Source organism: Janthinobacterium sp. 13 (assembly GCF_002749695.1).
Taxonomy (GTDB): Bacteria; Pseudomonadota; Gammaproteobacteria; order Burkholderiales; family Burkholderiaceae_D; genus Janthinobacterium; species Janthinobacterium kumbetense.
Genome location: NZ_PEEQ01000001.1, coordinates 1,871,307 through 1,889,020, shown reverse-complemented (window position 1 = coordinate 1,889,020; position 17,714 = coordinate 1,871,307). Strand labels below are relative to the sequence as shown.

Sequence of the window (17,714 nt, the reverse complement as noted above, 5' to 3'; positions counted from 1 at the left end):
TTTTGAAATAACATGTTGCTTGCTGACAATTTATTTGCTTATTTCAAAATTGACCAACGAAAATTCTGTAAATTTTCTTGGGCCTCATCAAAACATTCACGATTCAGATTGTCAATTTCGTGCGGACTTTTTGGACGAAATGCAACATTTTCCTGTTTTTTTTATAATCCTTCAGCAATAAAATATCGTGAACCCTTGTCAGACTTGCTCAGATGCGTAAAATAAAACGGCGCACATCATCGCTGATGGCGCCGTCTTTGCTTCCGCTGGCAAATGCCTGCCAGCGCTGCCCGTCTGATCGCGTTTCCCGCAATTCCCCCTTAAAACGTATAGCTGCCGCGCAAGTACCAGGCGCGCCCGATCGGGTCCGTGTAGCGCGGGTCATAGCCTTTCTGGAACAAGGTGCCCTGGTTCGAGAACGGCGGTTCCTTGTCGAACAGGTTTTTCACGCCGGCCGTCAGCAGCAAGCCCTTCCACGCATAGCTGCCGGAGACGTTCAGCAGGCTGTAGGACGGCACATCGTGGCGGTACTGCGGATCCACCTGGTTCTGATCCGTGTAGCCGGACTTGAACGATTGCGACACGGTGGCGCCCCAGTTGCCCATGCGCCAGTTCAGCGCCGCCGTATGCTTCCAGCGGAAGACGGGATTGTTGTCCGCGTAGCGGCCCACGTTGGCGATGAATTCGCCGCCGCGCTCGTTCTGGTAGTCATACTTGTGGGTCCAGGTGCCGTCGACCGACACGCTGAAATCGCCATACGCGCCGCGTCCCAGGCGCGCATTCAGGCTGACGTCGATGCCGTCGGTCTTCACTTCACCGAGGTTGTCGTTCAGGTCGAGGATGGCGTAGGGCGAACCGTCGGGATTGCGCAGGAACAAGGCCTTGTATTTTTCATAGTTGCCGTAGATCGATTGTTCGGGCAGGGACGAAATCTTGTCCTTCAAATGGATGTTCCAGTAATCGACGGCGACGGTGACTTCCTTGATGGGTTCGAGCACCAGGCCAAAGGCGAAGGTGGTGGATTTTTCCGGTTTCAGCTTTTCATTGCCGCCCTGCAGCTTGAATTGCTGCAAGTCGCAATCGCGCAAGGGGTTGGCGCCCGGTTGCGGCACGCCTCCGGGGCACAGGATCGGGTCGTCGTAGGAATCGTTGGTATCGTTCTTCGACGGCGGCGCATTCTTTTCAAACAGCGTGGGCGCGCGGAAACCCGTGCTGGCCGAGCCGCGCAGCACCAGCGCGCTGCTGGCCTGGTAGCGCAGGGCCAGCTTCGGATTGGTGGTGCTGCCCACGTCGCTGTAATGGTCGAAGCGGGCGGCCAGCTGCACTTCCAGGTCCTTGATCAGCGGCAAGTTAACTTCGCCGAAGACGGCCTGGATCGTGCGTGAACCGCTCTTCGACAGCGAGCCGGACAGGCCTGAACTGGTGGCTTGGCCGGCGATGTCGCGGTTCACGTTGAAGTCGGCCTTTTCGCGCCGTACTTCGCCGCCGAGCGCGATCGCCAGCGGGCCGCCGGCCAGTTGCATCAGGTCGCGGCTGCCCTTGAGGTCGAAGCCCGTGGTGGTGACCTTGGCGTTCTGCACTTCGCCGCGCAGGGCGGTGCTGTCCAGATAAGTCTTGCCGGCTGCATCCTGCACGCCAAACGGGTTCAGGATGCCATTGAGCACGCCGGCGGCGAACGAGGCATCCTGCACATAGCCACCCGTAAATTTCTCCGACGATTTGCTGATCGCGTGGCTCAGCCCCGTCTTGTAATCCCAGCCCGCCAGTTCGCCTTCGAGAGCCAGCACCAGGCGGTCCGCCTTGCCGTCCGAATCGATCTGCCGCTGGCCCGCTTCCACGGGGCGCCAGTTGACGCTCAGCGGCTGGCCCGACAAGCCCGGCTGCGCCGGCACGCCGCCCGCCTTGCCCGGATAATATTTGCTGCTAATGGGCAAGATCAAGCCCGTTTGCGGCGGCGGCGCCGTGCGTGCCTTCACCTTGTTTTCCGAATGCAGATATTCCACCGTGGCCAGGTGGCCGCCACCGAGCTTGAAGGCGCCCTTGCCGAAGAAGGCCACTTGCTCCTGCGCGGGCAGATCGTCGATCTGGCGCGTGTAATCCTGGCGGCAAGTGCCGTTGGCGGCCGCCACCGACAGCGGCGGCAGACAGCCGCTGGCCGCGTACGGATTGCCGGCCAGGCCCTTGCCGCCGTTGGCCGCCGCATCGAAGTAGTTGCCGGGGAAGGTGGTGCCGCTGGTGAGCGACAGGCCCCGCTCGGGAATGATGCCGGTCTTGGAAAAATCGCGGTCCTGCGAGGTGAGCACATTTTGCTTGTGGTAGTCGACCACGCCGAAAATATTGTAGCCGTCCGTGTCGAGCTTGCCGAAACCCGTCGACAGGTTGATGCGGTGCTCGCCGCCGCCCTTGTGTTCAGGCGCGACGACCTCGGCGGTGATATTCGTGACGTTGACGGAGCGCTTCGTGATGAAGTTGATGACGCCGCCGATGGCGTCCGTGCCGTAGATGGCCGAGGCGCCGTCGCGCAGCACTTCGACCCGTTCCAGGGCGGCGATGGGAATGATGTTCAGGTCGACGCTGGCGCCGTCATACGGATGGTTGGCGATGCGCCGGCCGTTGAGCAGGACCAGGGTCTTGTCGCCGCCCAGGCCGCGCAAGTCGGCGCTGGCCTGGCCGCCCGTGGGCAAGCCGCTGGTATTGCCGCCGACGGCATTGCCGCTGCCCATGCTGGACGCATTCGAGGGGATCTTGCTGAGCACTTCCTGGGCCGTCGTCAAGCCCTGTTTGGCAAAATCCTCGGCCTTGAAGATGGACAAGGGCGTCGCCGTTTCCGAGACGAGGCGCTTGATGGAGGAACCGGTGACTTCGACGCGTTGCATGCTGCTGGTATCGCTGACTTCTTGCGCCAGCACCTGCTGGCTGAGCAGGCCGGCGGCAAGGCCGCTGGCGCAGATCAAACGGATGGAACGGGACAAGCGTGTTTCTCTGATCATGTTCAAGACTCCTGGAAAAGCGGTTGGCTAGAAGGGCAAGAACGGCCGCGCTGGTTGGCGCACCGAGAACATTGAAAAGTATTTATATCTTTTCAAGAGATTCACTGTAATGAGCTGCAAAAGTCCTTGTCAACGTGGCAAACAGGTTTGTGTGCCTAAACAACGCAGTGCATCAGAGGTACTGATTTAGAACAAAGAAGGTGCATTTTGTGCCGCATTTTTGACGAGGCTGCCATCCCCCCTCGTGCGCAAAATAAAAAAACGCTCGCTGCAGTGCAGCGGGCGTTGGTGTGGATGGCATGGCGATAGTGACTTGTGCCTGCCGGATGTTCAGGCTGTGCGTGGCAGCCTGAGCGGACGCTGGAAGAAATTGTCGCCGGCGCCCAGTTTCGGCGTGGTCGACGAGAAACGGTCGTATTTGTCGTCACGCAAGGCGCCGGACAATTCCACCGTCTTGATCACGGGCGCCAGCACTTCCAGGAACACGGCCGACACCTTGCTGTCGCCCTTGGCGGCTACATAGCTGGAATGGATGGCGCCGTCTTTTGTGCCCGACAACGATGGATTGTCGAGCTTGTCGCGGCGGTGTTCCGCGCCCACGGCCAGGCCCAGGGCGCCGACTTGTTTTAATATTTGCAATTATTTTAATGTTGCACCGCGCCGTATATTTTCCGTACTGCCATAAAAACTGTCGTCATTCGGGGCCGTAACGGTTACTGCCAAGTCGTTTTTTCATGGTGGCGACCGGTCTTTGTTGCGCTGCGGAAGATTTCCCCTGCACGGCAGGCAGCCGTGGCTGCCCGTCACGCCAGCACTGCGGCTTTTTGCCCGGGGAACAAAATATGCGTTATCGTTACGCCTTTTTCCAGCGCGCCTGCATGCGGACGGGGCTGGCGATGAACAAGGCATAGATCTTGCGAGGATAGACTGGTTTTGGCGGTGGAATCCTGTATCCCAGGGGGAAGCCAGTACAAGCGCACCAATACGGTGCGACAGATAATCGAGATGAAGGGTATTACATGAAGTCACCATGGATGCGGCGCGTGGCGCTGCTCGCCTGCCTGGCCACCCTGCCGCTGGCGGCCGTTGCCGCCGATGCCCCCAGCGCCGCGGCCGCGCCGGTCAAAACCTTGCGCTATATCCTGCCGGCCGCCGAGACGGGCTTCGATCCGGCCACCGCGCGCGACCTGTATTCGAACCACATCACGCAGGCTGTCTTCGACACCCTGTACACCTATGATTACCTGGCGCGCCCCGTCAAGGTGGTGCCCGGCGCGGCTGCCGCCATGCCGGAAGTGTCCGCCGACGGCAAGACCTACACCATCCGCCTGAAAAAAGGCATCCTGTTCACGCCCGATGCGGCGTTCGGCGGCAAGCGCCGCGAACTGACGATGGCCGATTACGTGTATTCGTGGAAACGATTGTTCGACCCGCGCCTCGCTTCGCCGCACAGCTGGCTGTTCGAAGGCAAGGTGGTGGGGCTGGACGACCTGGCCAAGGAAGCGGCCAAGGCGAACAAGCTGGACTTCAACAAGAAGGTGGCCGGCCTGGAAATTCTCGATCCGTACACCTTGCGCATCACGCTGACCAAGACGGATTTCAACTTCCCCATGATCCTCGCCTACGTGCCGACGGCCGCCGTGGCGCGCGAAGTGGTGGACAAGTACGGCGACGTGAAGGGCGAAGTGGGCTCGAATCCCGTCGGCACCGGCTACTACACGCTCGGTGAATGGACGCGCGGCAACCGCATCGTCCTGAACCGCAACCCGCAGCACTTGCCGGAAACGTGGAATTTCATGGCTGGCGACGACCCGGACGACCAGCGTATCGTGCGCCAGATGCAGGGTAAACGCATTCCCGCCATCGACCGCATCGAAATTTCCGTGATGATCGAAGACCAGTCGCGCTGGCTGTCCTTCCAGAGCGGCGGCACGGACGTGTTTTGGCTCGACGGCCCGCTGGCGCCGAAAGCATTGCTGAACGGCAAGCTGCGTCCCGAGCTGGCGGAGAAGGGCGTGCAACTGTCGCGCTTGCTGGACCCGGAGATCAGCTATTACTACTGGAACATGGAAGACCCCACCCTCGGCGGCTTCAGCAAGGAAAAGATCGCGCTGCGCCGTGCCATTGCCATGGCGCACAATATCGATGAAGAAATCCGCATCATCTGGAATGGCCAGGCCAAGCGCCTCGACTATCCGATACCGCCCGGCGTCGTCGGCTACGATCCCCACTACAAGAGCCTGCTGCAATACGATCCCGTGCTGGCCAATAAATTGCTGGATAAATTCGGCTACAAGAAGGGCGCCGATGGCTGGCGCACTTTGCCTGACGGCAAGCCGCTCCTGATTCGCTACGCTTCGCGCAACGAAGCCAATGGCGTGCTGCAGGCGGAAATGTGGCGCAAGACGTACAACTCGCTGGGCATCCGCATGGAAAACGACCGCATGATCTTCTCCGACATCCTCAAGACGGAAAAGCAGTGCAAGATGCAGACGCGTACGGCGCCATGGCTGGCCGATTATCCGGACGGCGACAACTTCATGCAGCTGTTCTACGGCCCGAACACGCACCAGAACAACAATGGCTGCTACCAGGACCCCGAGTACGATAAATGGTACGCGGCCAGCCAGGCCATGCCGGCCAGCCCCGAGCGCGACGAGCTGTTCCACAAGATGGCGCGCCGCCTGGAAGTCAATGCGGGCGCCCTGATCGGCTATGCGCGCTACCGCAACATGCTGGCGCAAAAGTCGGTGCAGGGCTACAAGAAGCACCCGATCCTGTTCCAGGAATGGGCGTACATGGATATCGACAGCACGGGCACGCCAGTGGCGCCCGTTGCCGATTCCGCTAAAAAATAAGCGCGGCTTATAACAACAAGGAATCATTATGTTTGCTTATATCCTGCGCCGCTTGTGGCAGATGCTGCCCACCATGCTGGGCGTCGTCCTGCTGGTGTTTATCCTGTTCAACTGGGTGGGCGGCGACCCCGCCTACATCCTGGCCGGCAAGATGTCTAGTGCGGAAAGCATCGCCAACATCCGCCGCCAGCTGGGCGTCGACCAGCCGTACTACGTGCAACTGTGGATCTTCATCAAGCAGATCGTCACGTTTGACTTCGGCCAGAGCTGGGCGACGGGGGAAGCCGTGTCGCACATCATCACCTCGCGCCTGGGGCCGTCGATGATGGTCTTGATCCCGCTGACCGTGCTGGAAACGTTCTTTGGCGTGGCGCTGGCGCTGGCCATCGCTTTCGTGCGCGGCTCGCTGACGGACCGCGCCGTCATGATCGCCTGCACGGTGGGCATGTCGATTTCCATCCTCGTCTACATCATCGTCTTCCAGTACGGCTTTGCCTATAAGCTGGGCCTGTTCCCCGTTCAGGGCTGGGGCGACAGCTTCTGGGAAAACCTGCTGCGCTATTCGACCTTGCCCATCCTGATCGGCCTGGCCGTGTCCATCGCGCCCACCCTGCGCCTGTTCCGTACCTTCGTGCTGGACGAGGCCAACCAGGATTACGTGCGCACGGCGCGCGCCAAGGGCTTGAAGGAAGGCCGCATCATGTGGGTCCACGTGCTGCGCAATGCCGGCATCCCCATCATTACCTATGTGATGTCGAACTTGCCGGCCCTGCTGATCGGCGCTTTCCTGCTTGAGCGCTTCTTCGGCATCCCCGGCATCGGGCGTGAAGTGATTCTGGCCGTCGAGCGTAGCGACTTTCCGGTGATCAAGGCGATCACCGTGTATGTCGCCGCCGCCACCATGCTCTTCAACCTGCTCACCGACCTGCTGTACCAGGCGGTCGATCCTCGCGTACAACTGAAGTAGAAAGAGACGATGTCGAAACCTCATACATCGCCCGGCCTGTGGGCCCTGGCGTGGCGCCGTTTGCGCGGCGACAAGATTGCAATGGTATCGCTGGCCGTGGTCGGCGCCTTTTTCCTGCTGGTGCTGGCTTCCGCCAGCGGCCTGGTTGCCTCTAACTGGGAAGACGAAGTGGCCGTCAGCTACGCGCCGCCCACGTTTGTCGGCGCTGACAAGGACGTCGCCGCCGATGGCGCCATGCCCGTGACGGACGAGCGCAGCGCGCCGACACCCGTCAACGTGCTCGACCCGCTGGCCGACGATATCGCCGAACTGCGCGCCCAGATGGGCAGCAACCCATCGGCTGGCGTGGAAATGTACGGCGTCGCGGACCCGCTGGCCGACGACTTGACGGCCTTGCGCGCCGGCATGGGCAAGGCCAAGAAACTCGTCACGCACAAGGCGGCAACCTTGCCGTTCGGCGCCGACAAGTGGGGCCACGATATCCTGCAGAAAACCGTCAAGGGCGGCGAGACGTCGATCGTCGTGGGCCTGGTGGCCGCCTTGCTGGCCGTCGTGCTGGGCACCATCTTTGGCGCCGTGTCCGGCTACTTCGGCGGCATCGTCGATGACTTCTTCAACTGGTTCTACAGCATCTTCACGTCGATTCCTTCGATCCTGATGATTTTGACGGTGGCGGCGGTCTTGCAGCAAAAAGGCGTGCTGACCATCGTGCTGATCCTGGGGTTGACGGGCTGGACGGGGCCGTACCGCCTGATCCGCGCCGAATACATCAAGCACAAGGCGCGCGAATACGTGATGGCGGCCGACGCCATCGGCGCCTCGCACTGGCGCAAGATGTTTTCCCACATCTTCCCGAACGTCAGCCACGTTGCCTTGGTGCAAATGTCCATCCTCGTGGTGGGCTTCATCAAGGCGGAAGTGATCCTGAGTTTCCTCGGCTTTGGCGTGCCGGTGGGCACCGTCTCGTGGGGCAGCATGCTCAACGAGGCACAAAATGAACTGATCCTGGGCAAATGGTGGCAGCTGACCGCCGCCGCTACGGCGATGGCCGTGCTGGTGACGGCGTTCTCGCTGTTTACCGATGCCTTGCGCGATGCGCTCGACCCCAAAGTGAAATAGGAGTTGCTCATGGACCAGAATAACCTGTTGGAAGTGCGCGACCTGCGCGTCACCTTCCGCCTGGACAAGAAGACCACGTTCGAAGCCGTCAAGGGCATCTCGTTCAACGTGCCGCGCAACAGCACCGTCGCCCTGGTGGGCGAATCGGGCAGCGGCAAGTCCGTCAGCTCCCTGGCCGTGATGGGCTTGTTGCCGCCGGATAACACCATCATCGACCCGACCTCCAGCATCCACTTCGGCGGACGCGACTTGCTCAAATTATCGATCGCCGAGCGGCGCACCATGTGCGGCAAGGATATCTCGATGATCTTCCAGGAGCCGATGTCGTCCCTGAACCCCGTGTTCACGGTCGGTTTCCAGATCGCCGAAGTGTTGCGCCAGCACATGGGCATGAACCGCAAGCAGGCGCGGGCGCGCACCCTGGAATTGCTCGAGGAAGTGGGCATACCGGACCCCGCCACGAAAATCGACGCCTACCCGAGCCAGATGTCGGGCGGCCAGCAGCAGCGCGTGATGATCGCCATGGCCATCGCCTGCGAACCGAAACTCCTGATCGCGGACGAACCGACGACGGCGCTGGACGTGACGATCCAGAAGCAGATCATGGACCTCATCGCGGCGCTGCAAAAGAAACACCAGATGTCCGTGCTGTTCATTACCCACGACCTGGGCCTGGTGGGAGAAATCGCCGACCAGGTGATCGTCATGCGCCACGGCGAAGTGCGCGAGACGGGGGACGTGCGGCAAGTGTTTGAAGCGCCGCAAGACAGTTATACGAAAGCGCTGCTGCATTGCCGCCCGTCCCTGGACGAGCGCCCTTGGCGCCTGCCCGTCATCGCCGATTATATGGATGGCAAGGCGGGTCCCGGCGTCGAGGTGAAGCAACGCACGCGCGGCTACACGCCGGGCGACGAGCCCGTGCTGGTGGTCAGTAACTTGAGTAAAAGTTTTTACACGCGCGAGGGACTGTTCGGCAAGCGCGAATTCCAGGCCGTCAAGGATGTGTCGTTCACCTTGCCACGCGGAAAAACGCTGGGCGTGGTGGGCGAGTCCGGTTCCGGCAAGACGACGGTGGGCTTGACCCTGCTGCGCCTGCACCAGGCGACGGGCGGCACGGCCATGTTCCACGGCAAGGATCTGATCGCCATGCCGAACAAGGAGTATTTGCCGTATAAACGCCGCATCCAGATCATCTTCCAGAATCCATATGCCTCGCTGAACCCGCGCTTCACGGTGGGACAGATCCTGCTGGAACCCATGCGCATCCACAAGATCGGCGCGACGGACCAGGAACGCATCGCCAAGGCCTACTGGCTGCTCGATAAAGTCGGCTTGCCGGAGCAGGCTTTCCACCGCTATCCGCACGAGTTTTCCGGCGGCCAACGCCAGCGCATCGCCATTGCCCGCTGCCTGACGATGCAGCCGGAAATTCTCGTGTGCGACGAATCCGTGTCGGCGCTGGACGTGTCGGTGCAGGCGCAGGTATTGAACTTGCTGCAGGATTTGCAGGATGAATTCGGATTGTCGTACATCTTCATCTCGCACGATTTGTCCGTCGTCAAATACATCGCCGACCAGGTGATGGTGATGCACAAGGGGCAGGTGGTGGAACTGGCCGATTCGGATGAGCTGTACCGCAATCCCGTGCATCCGTACACGCGCACGTTACTAAGCGCCATACCGAAGGGCGTGCAAATATAAACACGCTTTTACGGTAAGATAGCGGCCATGCCCAACCTCATTTACCTGCTCGAACATTACGGTGTCCTAATTGTCTTTGGCATCGTGCTGGTGGAGCAGCTCGGCCTGCCGATTCCCGCCTTTCCCATCCTCGTGGTGGCGGGGGCGCTGGCCGTCGATGGCGACATGAATGGGGGACTGGTGCTGGCCGCCGCGCTCAGCGCTTGCCTGATCAGCGACTTCACGTGGTTCCGCGCGGGCCGCCATTTCGGCAAGCGCATCCTGCGGCTGCTGTGCCGCATCTCGCTGTCGCCCGATTACTGCGTCAGCCAGACGGAAGACAAATTCAAGCGCTGGGGCCCGAAAGCCCTGATCGTCTCCAAGTTCGTGCCGGGATTCAATACCGTGGCCGCGCCCATGTCGGGCGCGCTGGGCACGCCGCCGGGTTTGTTCTTCCTGTACGCGGGCCTGGGCGCCTTGCTGTGGAGCGGCACGGGCATCGTCGTCGGCGTGATTTTCCATGCCAGCGTGCAGCAGGTGCTCGACTTGCTCAGCACCATGGGCAGCACGGCCTTGCTGATGCTGGCCACCTTGCTGGGCTTGTTCCTGCTGTACAAATTCCTCGAACGCCGGCGTTTCCGCCAGGCCTTGCAGATCGAGCGCATCGGCATCGATGAATTGCTCGAACTCATAGAGCAGGGCGAAGAGCCGCTGATGGTCGACGCGCGCAGCGCCACGGCGCAGGCGCTGGAACCGGCCGTGCCGGGCGCATTGTTCTTCAATGGCAAGGAACCGGTGCCCGCCATGATCTCCATGGACAAGGATCGCCACATCATCGTGTATTGCAGCTGCCCCAACGACGTGACGGCCGCGCAAGTGGCCAAGCTGCTGCACCAGCACGGCTTCCACCGGGCCAAGCCCCTGCATGGCGGCCTCGATGCGTGGAACGCCGCCTACCGCTCGGACCAGCCGGCGCCCGCCAGCCTGCTGGGCGAAGGCTTGCCTTCCTGATCCGGGTTGCCGCCGGCACGCCAGGCTGGCAATAAAGCCCGCAGTAAAAACCGGTAGTAATAATACGAAAACACCTTTGCGGCGTGGCCAGGACGGCAGCGCCGCACCAGCGCCGTCGCGTACCAAGCGGCTTTGCGCAAACTCCGGCATACTCTGTTTTCAAGGTGATTCCTGCTGCTGTGCAGCATGCTTTTCGCGTGCCTGGCGAGTGCAAGTACTTACTATAAATCATTGTTTCTAAGCAATTTTGGCGCTGCCTGTTGCATTTGGAGTGGAACTACCAATAAAGGCTTGTTTTGATGTACTTAAACTACAAACTTTGCTTGCCTCCGGGCGCATTCATCCTTTAAGCTTGGCGTCCCATGCGTCCCACTTCATCATTTAAAATCATGAGCGCTTCGTCTTCTCCCGTACTGCCGACTTCCGCCTTCGCCGATGGACCGCGCCTGCTGGCCGACGTGGGCGGCACCAATGCCCGTTTCGCCCTGGAAGTGGCCACCGGCCACATCACCCTGGTGGAAGTGTTGCCCTGTGCCGATTACCCGAGCCTGTCCGCCGCCCTGCAAGCCTACCTGGCCCTGCCGCACATCGCCGCGGCCGGCGGGCAAGCCGTGCGCCATGCCGTGATCGCCATCGCCAATCCCGTCGACGGCGATTTCCTCAGCATGACGAACCACCACTGGTCGTTCTCGATCCGCGCCATGCGCGAAGAGTGCGGTTTCACGACCCTGGACGTGGTCAACGATTTCACGGCCCTGGCGCGCGCCTTGCCGCAGTTGTCCAACGAGCAAAAGCACCAGGTGGGCGCGGGCACGGCCCGTCCGAACACGGCCATTGGCCTGATCGGCGCCGGCACGGGCCTGGGCGTATCGGGCCTGATTCCTTCGCACGGCGGCTGGATCGCCCTGCAAAGCGAAGGCGGCCACGTCAGCTTCGCGCCGTTCAATGAAGTGGAAGTGAGCATTCTGCAATTCGCCTGGCGCGAATACGAGCATGTCTCGGCCGAGCGCCTGATTTCCGGCGATGGCCTGGAATTGATCTACCGCGCCCTGGCCGACCGCGCGGGCGTGCCGGCGGAAGACTTGCCGGCGGCGGAAATCACGCGCCGCGCGCTGGCTGGCGAATCCCAGCTGTGCGACGACGTCATCGAAGCGTTCTGCTGCATGCTGGGCACCGTGGCGGGCAACGTCGCCGTCACCCTGGGCGCGCTGGGCGGCATCTATATCGGCGGCGGCATCGTGCCGCGCCTGGGCGCGCGTTTCGACCGCTCCGGCTTCCGCGCCCGCTTCGAGCGCAAGGGCCGCTTCGCCAATTATGTCTCGCAAGTGCCGACCTTCGTCATCACGGCGCAGTACCCAGCTTTCCTGGGCGCATCGGCCATTCTCTCGGAGAAACTCGCCTCCCTGTGATGCGGGCAGCGGGCGGGATGTCGCGCCAGAGCCGGGTAAAACGCGTGTTTTACCCGGTTTTGCGCTTTTCCGCTTTTTATCAGGTACAATTGGCATCGTTGGATGAAACGACGACTGTCGCTTTCCCGTCTGGCTGCATCGTCGCCACGGGAAAAGCAGCTGCTCCGGAGTTCGTTTCATTGCTGGTTATTTAAGGCCAGCACCATGGATGGCAGGACTTTCACTGCATCCGCTTTAGTCCCGCTTTGCGCGCATCGGCCAAGGCGTCGGAAAAACAGCCTCAACTAGTAACCCAGCACGGCGTCATCATCGATGTCTGCCCTCTGTTACGTTGAAATGAACGTTTTTGATTTCTTTCTCTGCATACGAATTGCAACACACATCCGCACAGAATTGCTATGAATACAATTGAGGCTAAAAAAGTCCTCGAAACCGCGTTGCTGTGCGCTCGTGAATCGCTGACGATCCACAGCTTGAAGAAGCTGTTCGTCGATGCGGACGAGAATGGTCGCGTGCGTGGCGTCGGCGTCGGCGCCGATACGATCAAGCAATTGCTGGAAGAGTTGCGCGATGAGTGGGAAGGGCGCGGCATCGAGATCGTCAGTCTCGCTTCGGGCTGGCGCTTTCAAAGCCGCCCGGAAATGAAGATGTATCTCGATCGCCTGACGCCCGAGCGGCCGCCCAAGTATTCGCGGGCGACCCTGGAAACCCTGGCCATCATCGCCTACCGCCAGCCGGTGACGCGCGGCGATATCGAGGAGATTCGCGGCGTTGCCGTCAATTCGCAGACGATCAAGATGCTGGAAGACCGTGGCTGGGTCGATGCCATCGGTTACCGCGACGTGGTGGGACGGCCGGCCTTGCTGGCCACCACCAAGCAGTTTTTGGACGACCTGGGTTTGCATTCGCTGTCCCAGCTGCCGCCGTTGCAGCAAATCAGTGAAATGCAGGGCAATGGGCTGGAAGCCCTGGAAGCGGCCCTGCAAGAGAATTTTGACAAGGCAAGCAATGAGCTTGTCCCCCAGCTTGGTGCAGGTAGCAATACGGCTGTGACAGATGTAGATGTGACAGCAAGCCTTGATGCCGGCCCCGATGCTTCGCCCACGGACGAAGCCTACACTCACGACCCTGCGCCAGAACTAACGGTTGACGCTGCGCCAGGTCAGCACAGCCAAGAAACGAAGAATGAATAATCCGAACACACCCGAGACAGTAACCGCCAGCGACGAAGCCATCGTTGCCAAGCCCAAGCGCCGCACCAAGGCCCAGATCGAAGCCGATACGGCCGCTGCCGCCGCTGCAGGCGACACCGCCGCTGCCAAGCCGAAGCGCCGCACGAAAGCCGACGTGGCTGCCGATGCGCCCGTCGTCGTCGCCGCTGCTGAAACTGAAGCGGCGCCAGCCGCCAAGAAAACCCGCGCCAAGCCGGCCCTGAAGGCCGTGGCCGACGCCGCCGAAGCAGCAGCCGAGGCGGTTGCCGCCCCGGCGCCGCGTCCGCCGCGCGCCCGCGCCGCCGCCAAGGCCGCTGCCGCCGTCGCTGAAACGGCGCCGGAAGTTGCTGCCGACAAGCCGGCCGAAGCGCGTCCGACGCGCGGTCCGCGCCAGATGCGTGGTGTACAGGCGGAACGTGCGCTGCGCCAGCCGCCGCGCGCCGAAGCGCCGCAGGCAGCGGAAGCCGTCCCTGCCGCCGAGCAAGCTGCCGCGCCTGTCGCCGATGTGTTCGATGCCGAAGGCAACCTCGTCTCCGGCCCGCGCCTGCCGCGCGGTCCGCGCAACGACGTGCCGGGCGCCGGCAAGAATGCCGGCAAGAGCCGCAAGAAGGGCAAGGGCCGCCAGGCTGCGCCGGGCAAGCTCAGCGACGCTGATGCTGTCTTCTCGTTCGTCACCTCCGACGCGTTCGACAGCGAAGAAGGCGGCACGGGCCGCGTACAGAAAGCCGTCGTGCGCCGCGACCTGACGTCCGACGACGATGCGCCGAAGCTGCACAAGGTGCTGGCCGAAGCCGGTCTCGGTTCGCGCCGCGACATGGAAGACCTGATCATTTCTGGCCGCGTGTCCGTCAATGGCGAGCCAGCCCACATCGGCCAGCGCATCCTGCCGAGCGATCACGTGCGCATCAATGGCAAGTTGATCCAGCGCCGCGTCAGCAAGAAGCCGCCACGCGTATTGGTCTACCACAAGCCGGCCGGCGAAATCGTCAGCCATAATGACCCGGACGGCCGTCCATCCGTATTCGACCGCTTGCCGACCATGAAAGCCGGCAAGTGGCTGGCCGTTGGCCGTCTCGACTTCAACACGGAAGGCTTGCTGCTGTTTACCACCTCCGGTGATTTGGCCAACCGCCTGATGCACCCGCGCTACGGCATCGACCGCGAGTACGCCGTGCGTACCCTGGGCGAGCTGGAAGAGGGCATGCGCCAGAAACTGCTGGCCGGCGTCGAGCTGGAAGACGGCCTGGCGCAGTTCTCGAAGATCGCCGATGGCGGCGGCGAAGGCATCAACAAGTGGTACCGCGTGGTGATCGGCGAAGGCCGTAACCGCGAAGTGCGCCGCATGTTCGAAGCCATCGGCCTGACCGTTTCGCGCCTGATCCGTACCCGCTACGGCGCCATGACCCTGCCGAGCGGCCTGAAACGCGGCCGCTGGGAAGAGATGGATGAAAACACCGTGCGCGACCTGCTGACCGCCTACGGCATCGAAAAGAAAATGCCGGCATCGGGCGACCCCCGCGCCGCTGGCGCCGCCAAGGGCCGCGAAGCGCGCAAGGCCAGCCGCGATGACGAGCCAAATGGCAACCGCATCGATGTGAGCAACCGCAACGCCGATCCTTTCCCGGTCGCGCCGCGCCGTGGCCAGCCGCAAGGCCAGTTTGCCCGTCCGCAAGGCCAGGGCCGCCCAGGCGGCGCCGGTCGTCCAGGCGACGCGCGTGGTCCTGGCCGTGGCCAGCCGCAAGGTCCGTTCCAGGGTGGTCAGCCCCGCTCGTCGGCATCGTTCGAAGGCGCGCCGCAAGGCCAGGGTCGTCCGCCGCGTGCGGCAGGCCAGGGTCAAGGCCGTCCGGGTGGCGAAGGCCGCGCGCCGCAGCGCGGTCCGCGCCAGCCCGATCCGCTGCAAACGGCGTTCGGCTTCGCCAACACGGGTCCGCGCCGCAATACGGGTGGTGGTGCCGGTGGGCAACGTTCCGGTGGCCAGCCGCGTGGCGGCATGGATCGTGGCGGCATGGATGGCATGCCGCGCCGCCGCAGCAAAGGTTAATCGGGAAGAGTTTCTTCTTGCGCGCCCGCCGATCTGCCGCGGGTGCGCGCTCTTGTAACTGTTGTAAGCCGGGCCGCTCCGCGTGTGCGGCATTGCGGCGAAGTTAATAAGAGGTTATAATCTGCAGCCTAATAAAAGTTCTCCGCAGGGTTGTTTGGTGGGGAGTGCTTTCATCTGGTTGGGGAAATACAAGAAGATGGGCAGATGCCCATTTTTTTTTTGTTGAACCGTTTGTAATGGCTCCGCAAGGGGCCATATATGACTTGAATGCGTGTTTTTGCATGTTGTAGGCGCCCGATGTGGCGCTGTCATGCCGAAAACGGGCCTTATTTCTGGAGAATTTCTTGCAGCAGTTGGGATTAATTGAAAAGACAGTTACAGGTCTGGGCTATGAGCTCGTTGATGTCGAACGTGCCGAGCGCGGACTGCTGCGCGTCTTTATTGATTTCAGCGCCGCCGATGCCGCTGAAAAAGGTCCGATCACGGTCGAAGACTGTGCCACGGTGAGTCACCAGTTATCGCATGTGTTGACGGTAGAGAACGTTCCTTACGAGCGCCTCGAGATTTCTTCCCCGGGTCTGGATCGTCCGGTGCGCAAGCTGGAAGACTTTGTCCGTTTCGCAGGTCAGGAAATCATCGTCAAGCTGATGGTGGCGATGCCGGGTACGAACAACCGGAAATCGTTCCAGGGGATCTTGCAAGAACCCGTGGGCGATAAATTGTCGTTGGAATTTGAAGGTAAGGATGGTCCGGCGATGTTGGAGTTTACGCTCGCGGATGTGGATAAGGCACGCTTGGTGCCGCAGGTGGTTTTTAAGGGACGCAAAGCATGAGCCGCGAAGTTTTATTATTGGTTGACGCGCTGGCGCGCGAAAAAAACGTCGATAAAGATGTCGTCTTCGGCGCCCTCGAATTCGCGTTGGCGCAAGCCACGAAGAAACGGTATGAGGGTGAGGTAGACATCCGCGTTTCGATCGACCGCGAAACGGGCGAATTCGAATCGTTCCGCCGCTGGCACGTGGTGCCCGATGAAGCGGGCCTGCAATTGCCGGATCAGGAGATCCTGCATTTCGAGGCAAAAGAACAGATTCCGGATATCGAAGTCGATGACCACATCGAAGAACCGATCGAATCCGTCGAATTCGGCCGCCGTTTCGCCCAGGATACCAAACAGGTCGTCCTGCAGCGCGTGCGTGACGCCGAGCGCGAACAGATCCTGGTCGACTTCCTGGAACGCGGCGACTCGCTCGTCACCGGCACCATCAAGCGCATGGAACGCGGCGACGCCATCGTCGAATCGGGCAAGATCGAAGCGCGTCTGCCACGCGACCAGATGATCCCGAAAGAGAATCTGCGTATCGGCGACCGCGTGCGTGCTTTCATCTTGCGCATCGACCGCAATATGCGCGGCCCGCAAGTGATTCTGTCGCGTACCGCGCCAGACTTCATCATGAAGCTGTTTGAACTGGAAGTGCCGGAAATCGAGCAAGGCATGCTGGAAATCAAATCCGCAGCCCGCGATGCCGGCGTCCGCGCCAAGATCGCCGTCTACACGGCCGACAAGCGCATCGACCCGATCGGTACTTGCGTCGGCATGCGCGGTTCGCGCGTGCAGGCCGTGACCGGCGAACTCGGCGGCGAACGTGTCGACATCGTGCTGTGGTCGGAAGATCCGGCGCAGTTCGTCATCGGCGCCCTGGCGCCGGCGAACGTGTCGTCGATCATGGTCGACGAAGAAAAACACGCGATGGATGTCGTCGTGGACGAAGAAAACCTGGCAATCGCGATCGGCCGTTCCGGCCAGAACGTGCGCCTGGCCTCGGACCTGACCGGCTGGAAGATCAACATCATGACGGCCGAAGAATCGGCTGACAAAGCTGCCCAGGAAACGGCTGCCGTGCGCATCCTGTTCATGGAAAAGCTCGATGTCGACCAGGAAGTGGCCGATATTCTGGTGGAAGAAGGTTTCGCCAGTCTGGAAGAAATCGCTTACGTGCCAATTTCCGAAATGCTGGAAATCGAATCGTTTGACGAAGATACCGTCAATGAACTCCGTACCCGTGCGCGTGATGCGCTCGTGACCGAAGCGATTGCTTCGGAAGAGGGTCTGGAAGGCATGGACGAGGCGTTGGTCGGTCTGGAAGGCATGGACCGCATTACCGCCGGCAAGCTGGGTCTGGCTGGTATCAAGACCGTTGAAGCATTTGCAGCACTGGCATACGACGAATTTGGCGCAATCCTGGCCTTGTCTGCGGACCGTGCGCGTGAACTGATTACAAGTGAATTTAAAGATGTGACCGACGATGAGATGAAGTTGGTTGACTCGAAATACGACGATCGTGCCAAGGCGTTGCAAGCCAAGGCATGGAGTCTGGCCGAATCCGCAAAGGCTTAATTTGAGTATCTTTATCATCTCCGCGACACATAG

The 17,714-nt window shown here is 61.3% G+C and carries 12 protein-coding genes; 10 read left to right on the top strand and 2 right to left on the bottom strand.

What is annotated here, in order from left to right; all coding sequences use genetic code 11:
* Window positions 1-320: 320 nt before the first annotated feature.
* Together CLU94_RS08290 and CLU94_RS08285 are read right to left on the bottom strand one after the other, a co-directional pair.
* The gene (locus CLU94_RS08290) at window positions 321-2,990 is read right to left on the bottom strand and encodes a TonB-dependent receptor (protein WP_099665298.1); all 2,670 of its coding nucleotides are present in this window, start codon (window positions 2,988-2,990) and stop codon (window positions 321-323) included.
* Window positions 2,991-3,320: 330 nt separating this feature from the next.
* A complete protein-coding gene (locus CLU94_RS08285) occupies window positions 3,321-3,629 on the bottom strand; it encodes a TonB-dependent receptor (RefSeq protein WP_180278617.1) in 309 nt (102 codons plus the stop codon).
* A 380-nt stretch (window positions 3,630-4,009) separates the two neighbouring features.
* Between CLU94_RS08285 and CLU94_RS08280 the strand changes: the two genes are divergently transcribed.
* The 10 genes from CLU94_RS08280 to nusA all read left to right on the top strand — a co-directional run bounded on the left by CLU94_RS08280 (window position 4,010) and on the right by nusA (window position 17,681).
* Window positions 4,010-5,848 carry an ABC transporter substrate-binding protein gene (locus CLU94_RS08280; RefSeq protein ID WP_081345921.1) on the top strand — a complete coding sequence of 613 codons (1,839 nt, stop codon included), beginning with the start codon at window positions 4,010-4,012 and terminating at the stop codon, window positions 5,846-5,848.
* Between the two features lie 28 nt (window positions 5,849-5,876).
* Window positions 5,877-6,815 carry an ABC transporter permease gene (locus CLU94_RS08275; protein WP_099665297.1) on the top strand — a complete coding sequence of 313 codons (939 nt, stop codon included), beginning with the start codon at window positions 5,877-5,879 and terminating at the stop codon, window positions 6,813-6,815.
* 9 nt (window positions 6,816-6,824) lie between these two features.
* Window positions 6,825-7,934, top strand: coding sequence for an ABC transporter permease (locus CLU94_RS08270; RefSeq protein ID WP_099665296.1), 1,110 nt, complete (start codon window positions 6,825-6,827; stop codon window positions 7,932-7,934).
* A 9-nt stretch (window positions 7,935-7,943) separates the two neighbouring features.
* Window positions 7,944-9,635 (top strand): ABC transporter ATP-binding protein, encoded by a 1,692-nt coding sequence (locus CLU94_RS08265; RefSeq protein WP_099665295.1) that lies wholly within the window; start codon window positions 7,944-7,946, stop codon window positions 9,633-9,635.
* 27 nt (window positions 9,636-9,662) lie between these two features.
* The gene (locus CLU94_RS08260) at window positions 9,663-10,625 is read left to right on the top strand and encodes a VTT domain-containing protein (protein WP_099665294.1); all 963 of its coding nucleotides are present in this window, start codon (window positions 9,663-9,665) and stop codon (window positions 10,623-10,625) included.
* A 389-nt stretch (window positions 10,626-11,014) separates the two neighbouring features.
* Window positions 11,015-12,034: a glucokinase gene (locus CLU94_RS08255; RefSeq protein WP_099665293.1), complete on the top strand. Its 1,020-nt coding sequence runs from the start codon at window positions 11,015-11,017 to the stop codon at window positions 12,032-12,034.
* Window positions 12,035-12,432: 398 nt separating this feature from the next.
* Window positions 12,433-13,227 (top strand): SMC-Scp complex subunit ScpB, encoded by a 795-nt coding sequence (scpB, locus tag CLU94_RS08250; protein ID WP_077400306.1) that lies wholly within the window; start codon window positions 12,433-12,435, stop codon window positions 13,225-13,227.
* On the top strand, window positions 13,220-15,286 hold the full coding sequence (gene rluB / locus CLU94_RS08245; protein ID WP_099665292.1) for a 23S rRNA pseudouridine(2605) synthase RluB: 2,067 nt from the start codon (window positions 13,220-13,222) through the stop codon (window positions 15,284-15,286). The genes scpB and rluB overlap by 8 nt, the downstream gene beginning before the upstream one ends.
* A gap of 344 nt (window positions 15,287-15,630) precedes the next feature.
* Window positions 15,631-16,119, top strand: a complete 489-nt coding sequence (gene rimP, locus CLU94_RS08240) for a ribosome maturation factor RimP (protein ID WP_035828693.1) — start codon at window positions 15,631-15,633, stop codon at window positions 16,117-16,119.
* Window positions 16,116-17,681 (top strand): transcription termination factor NusA, encoded by a 1,566-nt coding sequence (gene nusA / locus CLU94_RS08235; protein WP_077400312.1) that lies wholly within the window; start codon window positions 16,116-16,118, stop codon window positions 17,679-17,681. Before rimP ends, nusA begins: the two co-directional genes overlap by 4 nt.
* Window positions 17,682-17,714: the final 33 nt, after the last annotated feature.

Coding starts and splice junctions, on each gene's coding strand:
- CLU94_RS08290 (WP_099665298.1), bottom strand. CDS start 2,990: ATGATCAGAGAAACACGCTTGTCCCGTTCCATCCGTTTGATCTGCGCC.
- CLU94_RS08280 (WP_081345921.1), top strand. CDS start 4,010: ATGAAGTCACCATGGATGCGGCGCGTGGCGCTGCTCGCCTGCCTGGCC.
- CLU94_RS08275 (WP_099665297.1), top strand. CDS start 5,877: ATGTTTGCTTATATCCTGCGCCGCTTGTGGCAGATGCTGCCCACCATG.
- CLU94_RS08270 (WP_099665296.1), top strand. CDS start 6,825: ATGTCGAAACCTCATACATCGCCCGGCCTGTGGGCCCTGGCGTGGCGC.
- CLU94_RS08265 (WP_099665295.1), top strand. CDS start 7,944: ATGGACCAGAATAACCTGTTGGAAGTGCGCGACCTGCGCGTCACCTTC.
- CLU94_RS08260 (WP_099665294.1), top strand. CDS start 9,663: ATGCCCAACCTCATTTACCTGCTCGAACATTACGGTGTCCTAATTGTC.
- CLU94_RS08255 (WP_099665293.1), top strand. CDS start 11,015: ATGAGCGCTTCGTCTTCTCCCGTACTGCCGACTTCCGCCTTCGCCGAT.
- scpB (WP_077400306.1), top strand. CDS start 12,433: ATGAATACAATTGAGGCTAAAAAAGTCCTCGAAACCGCGTTGCTGTGC.
- rluB (WP_099665292.1), top strand. CDS start 13,220: ATGAATAATCCGAACACACCCGAGACAGTAACCGCCAGCGACGAAGCC.
- nusA (WP_077400312.1), top strand. CDS start 16,116: ATGAGCCGCGAAGTTTTATTATTGGTTGACGCGCTGGCGCGCGAAAAA.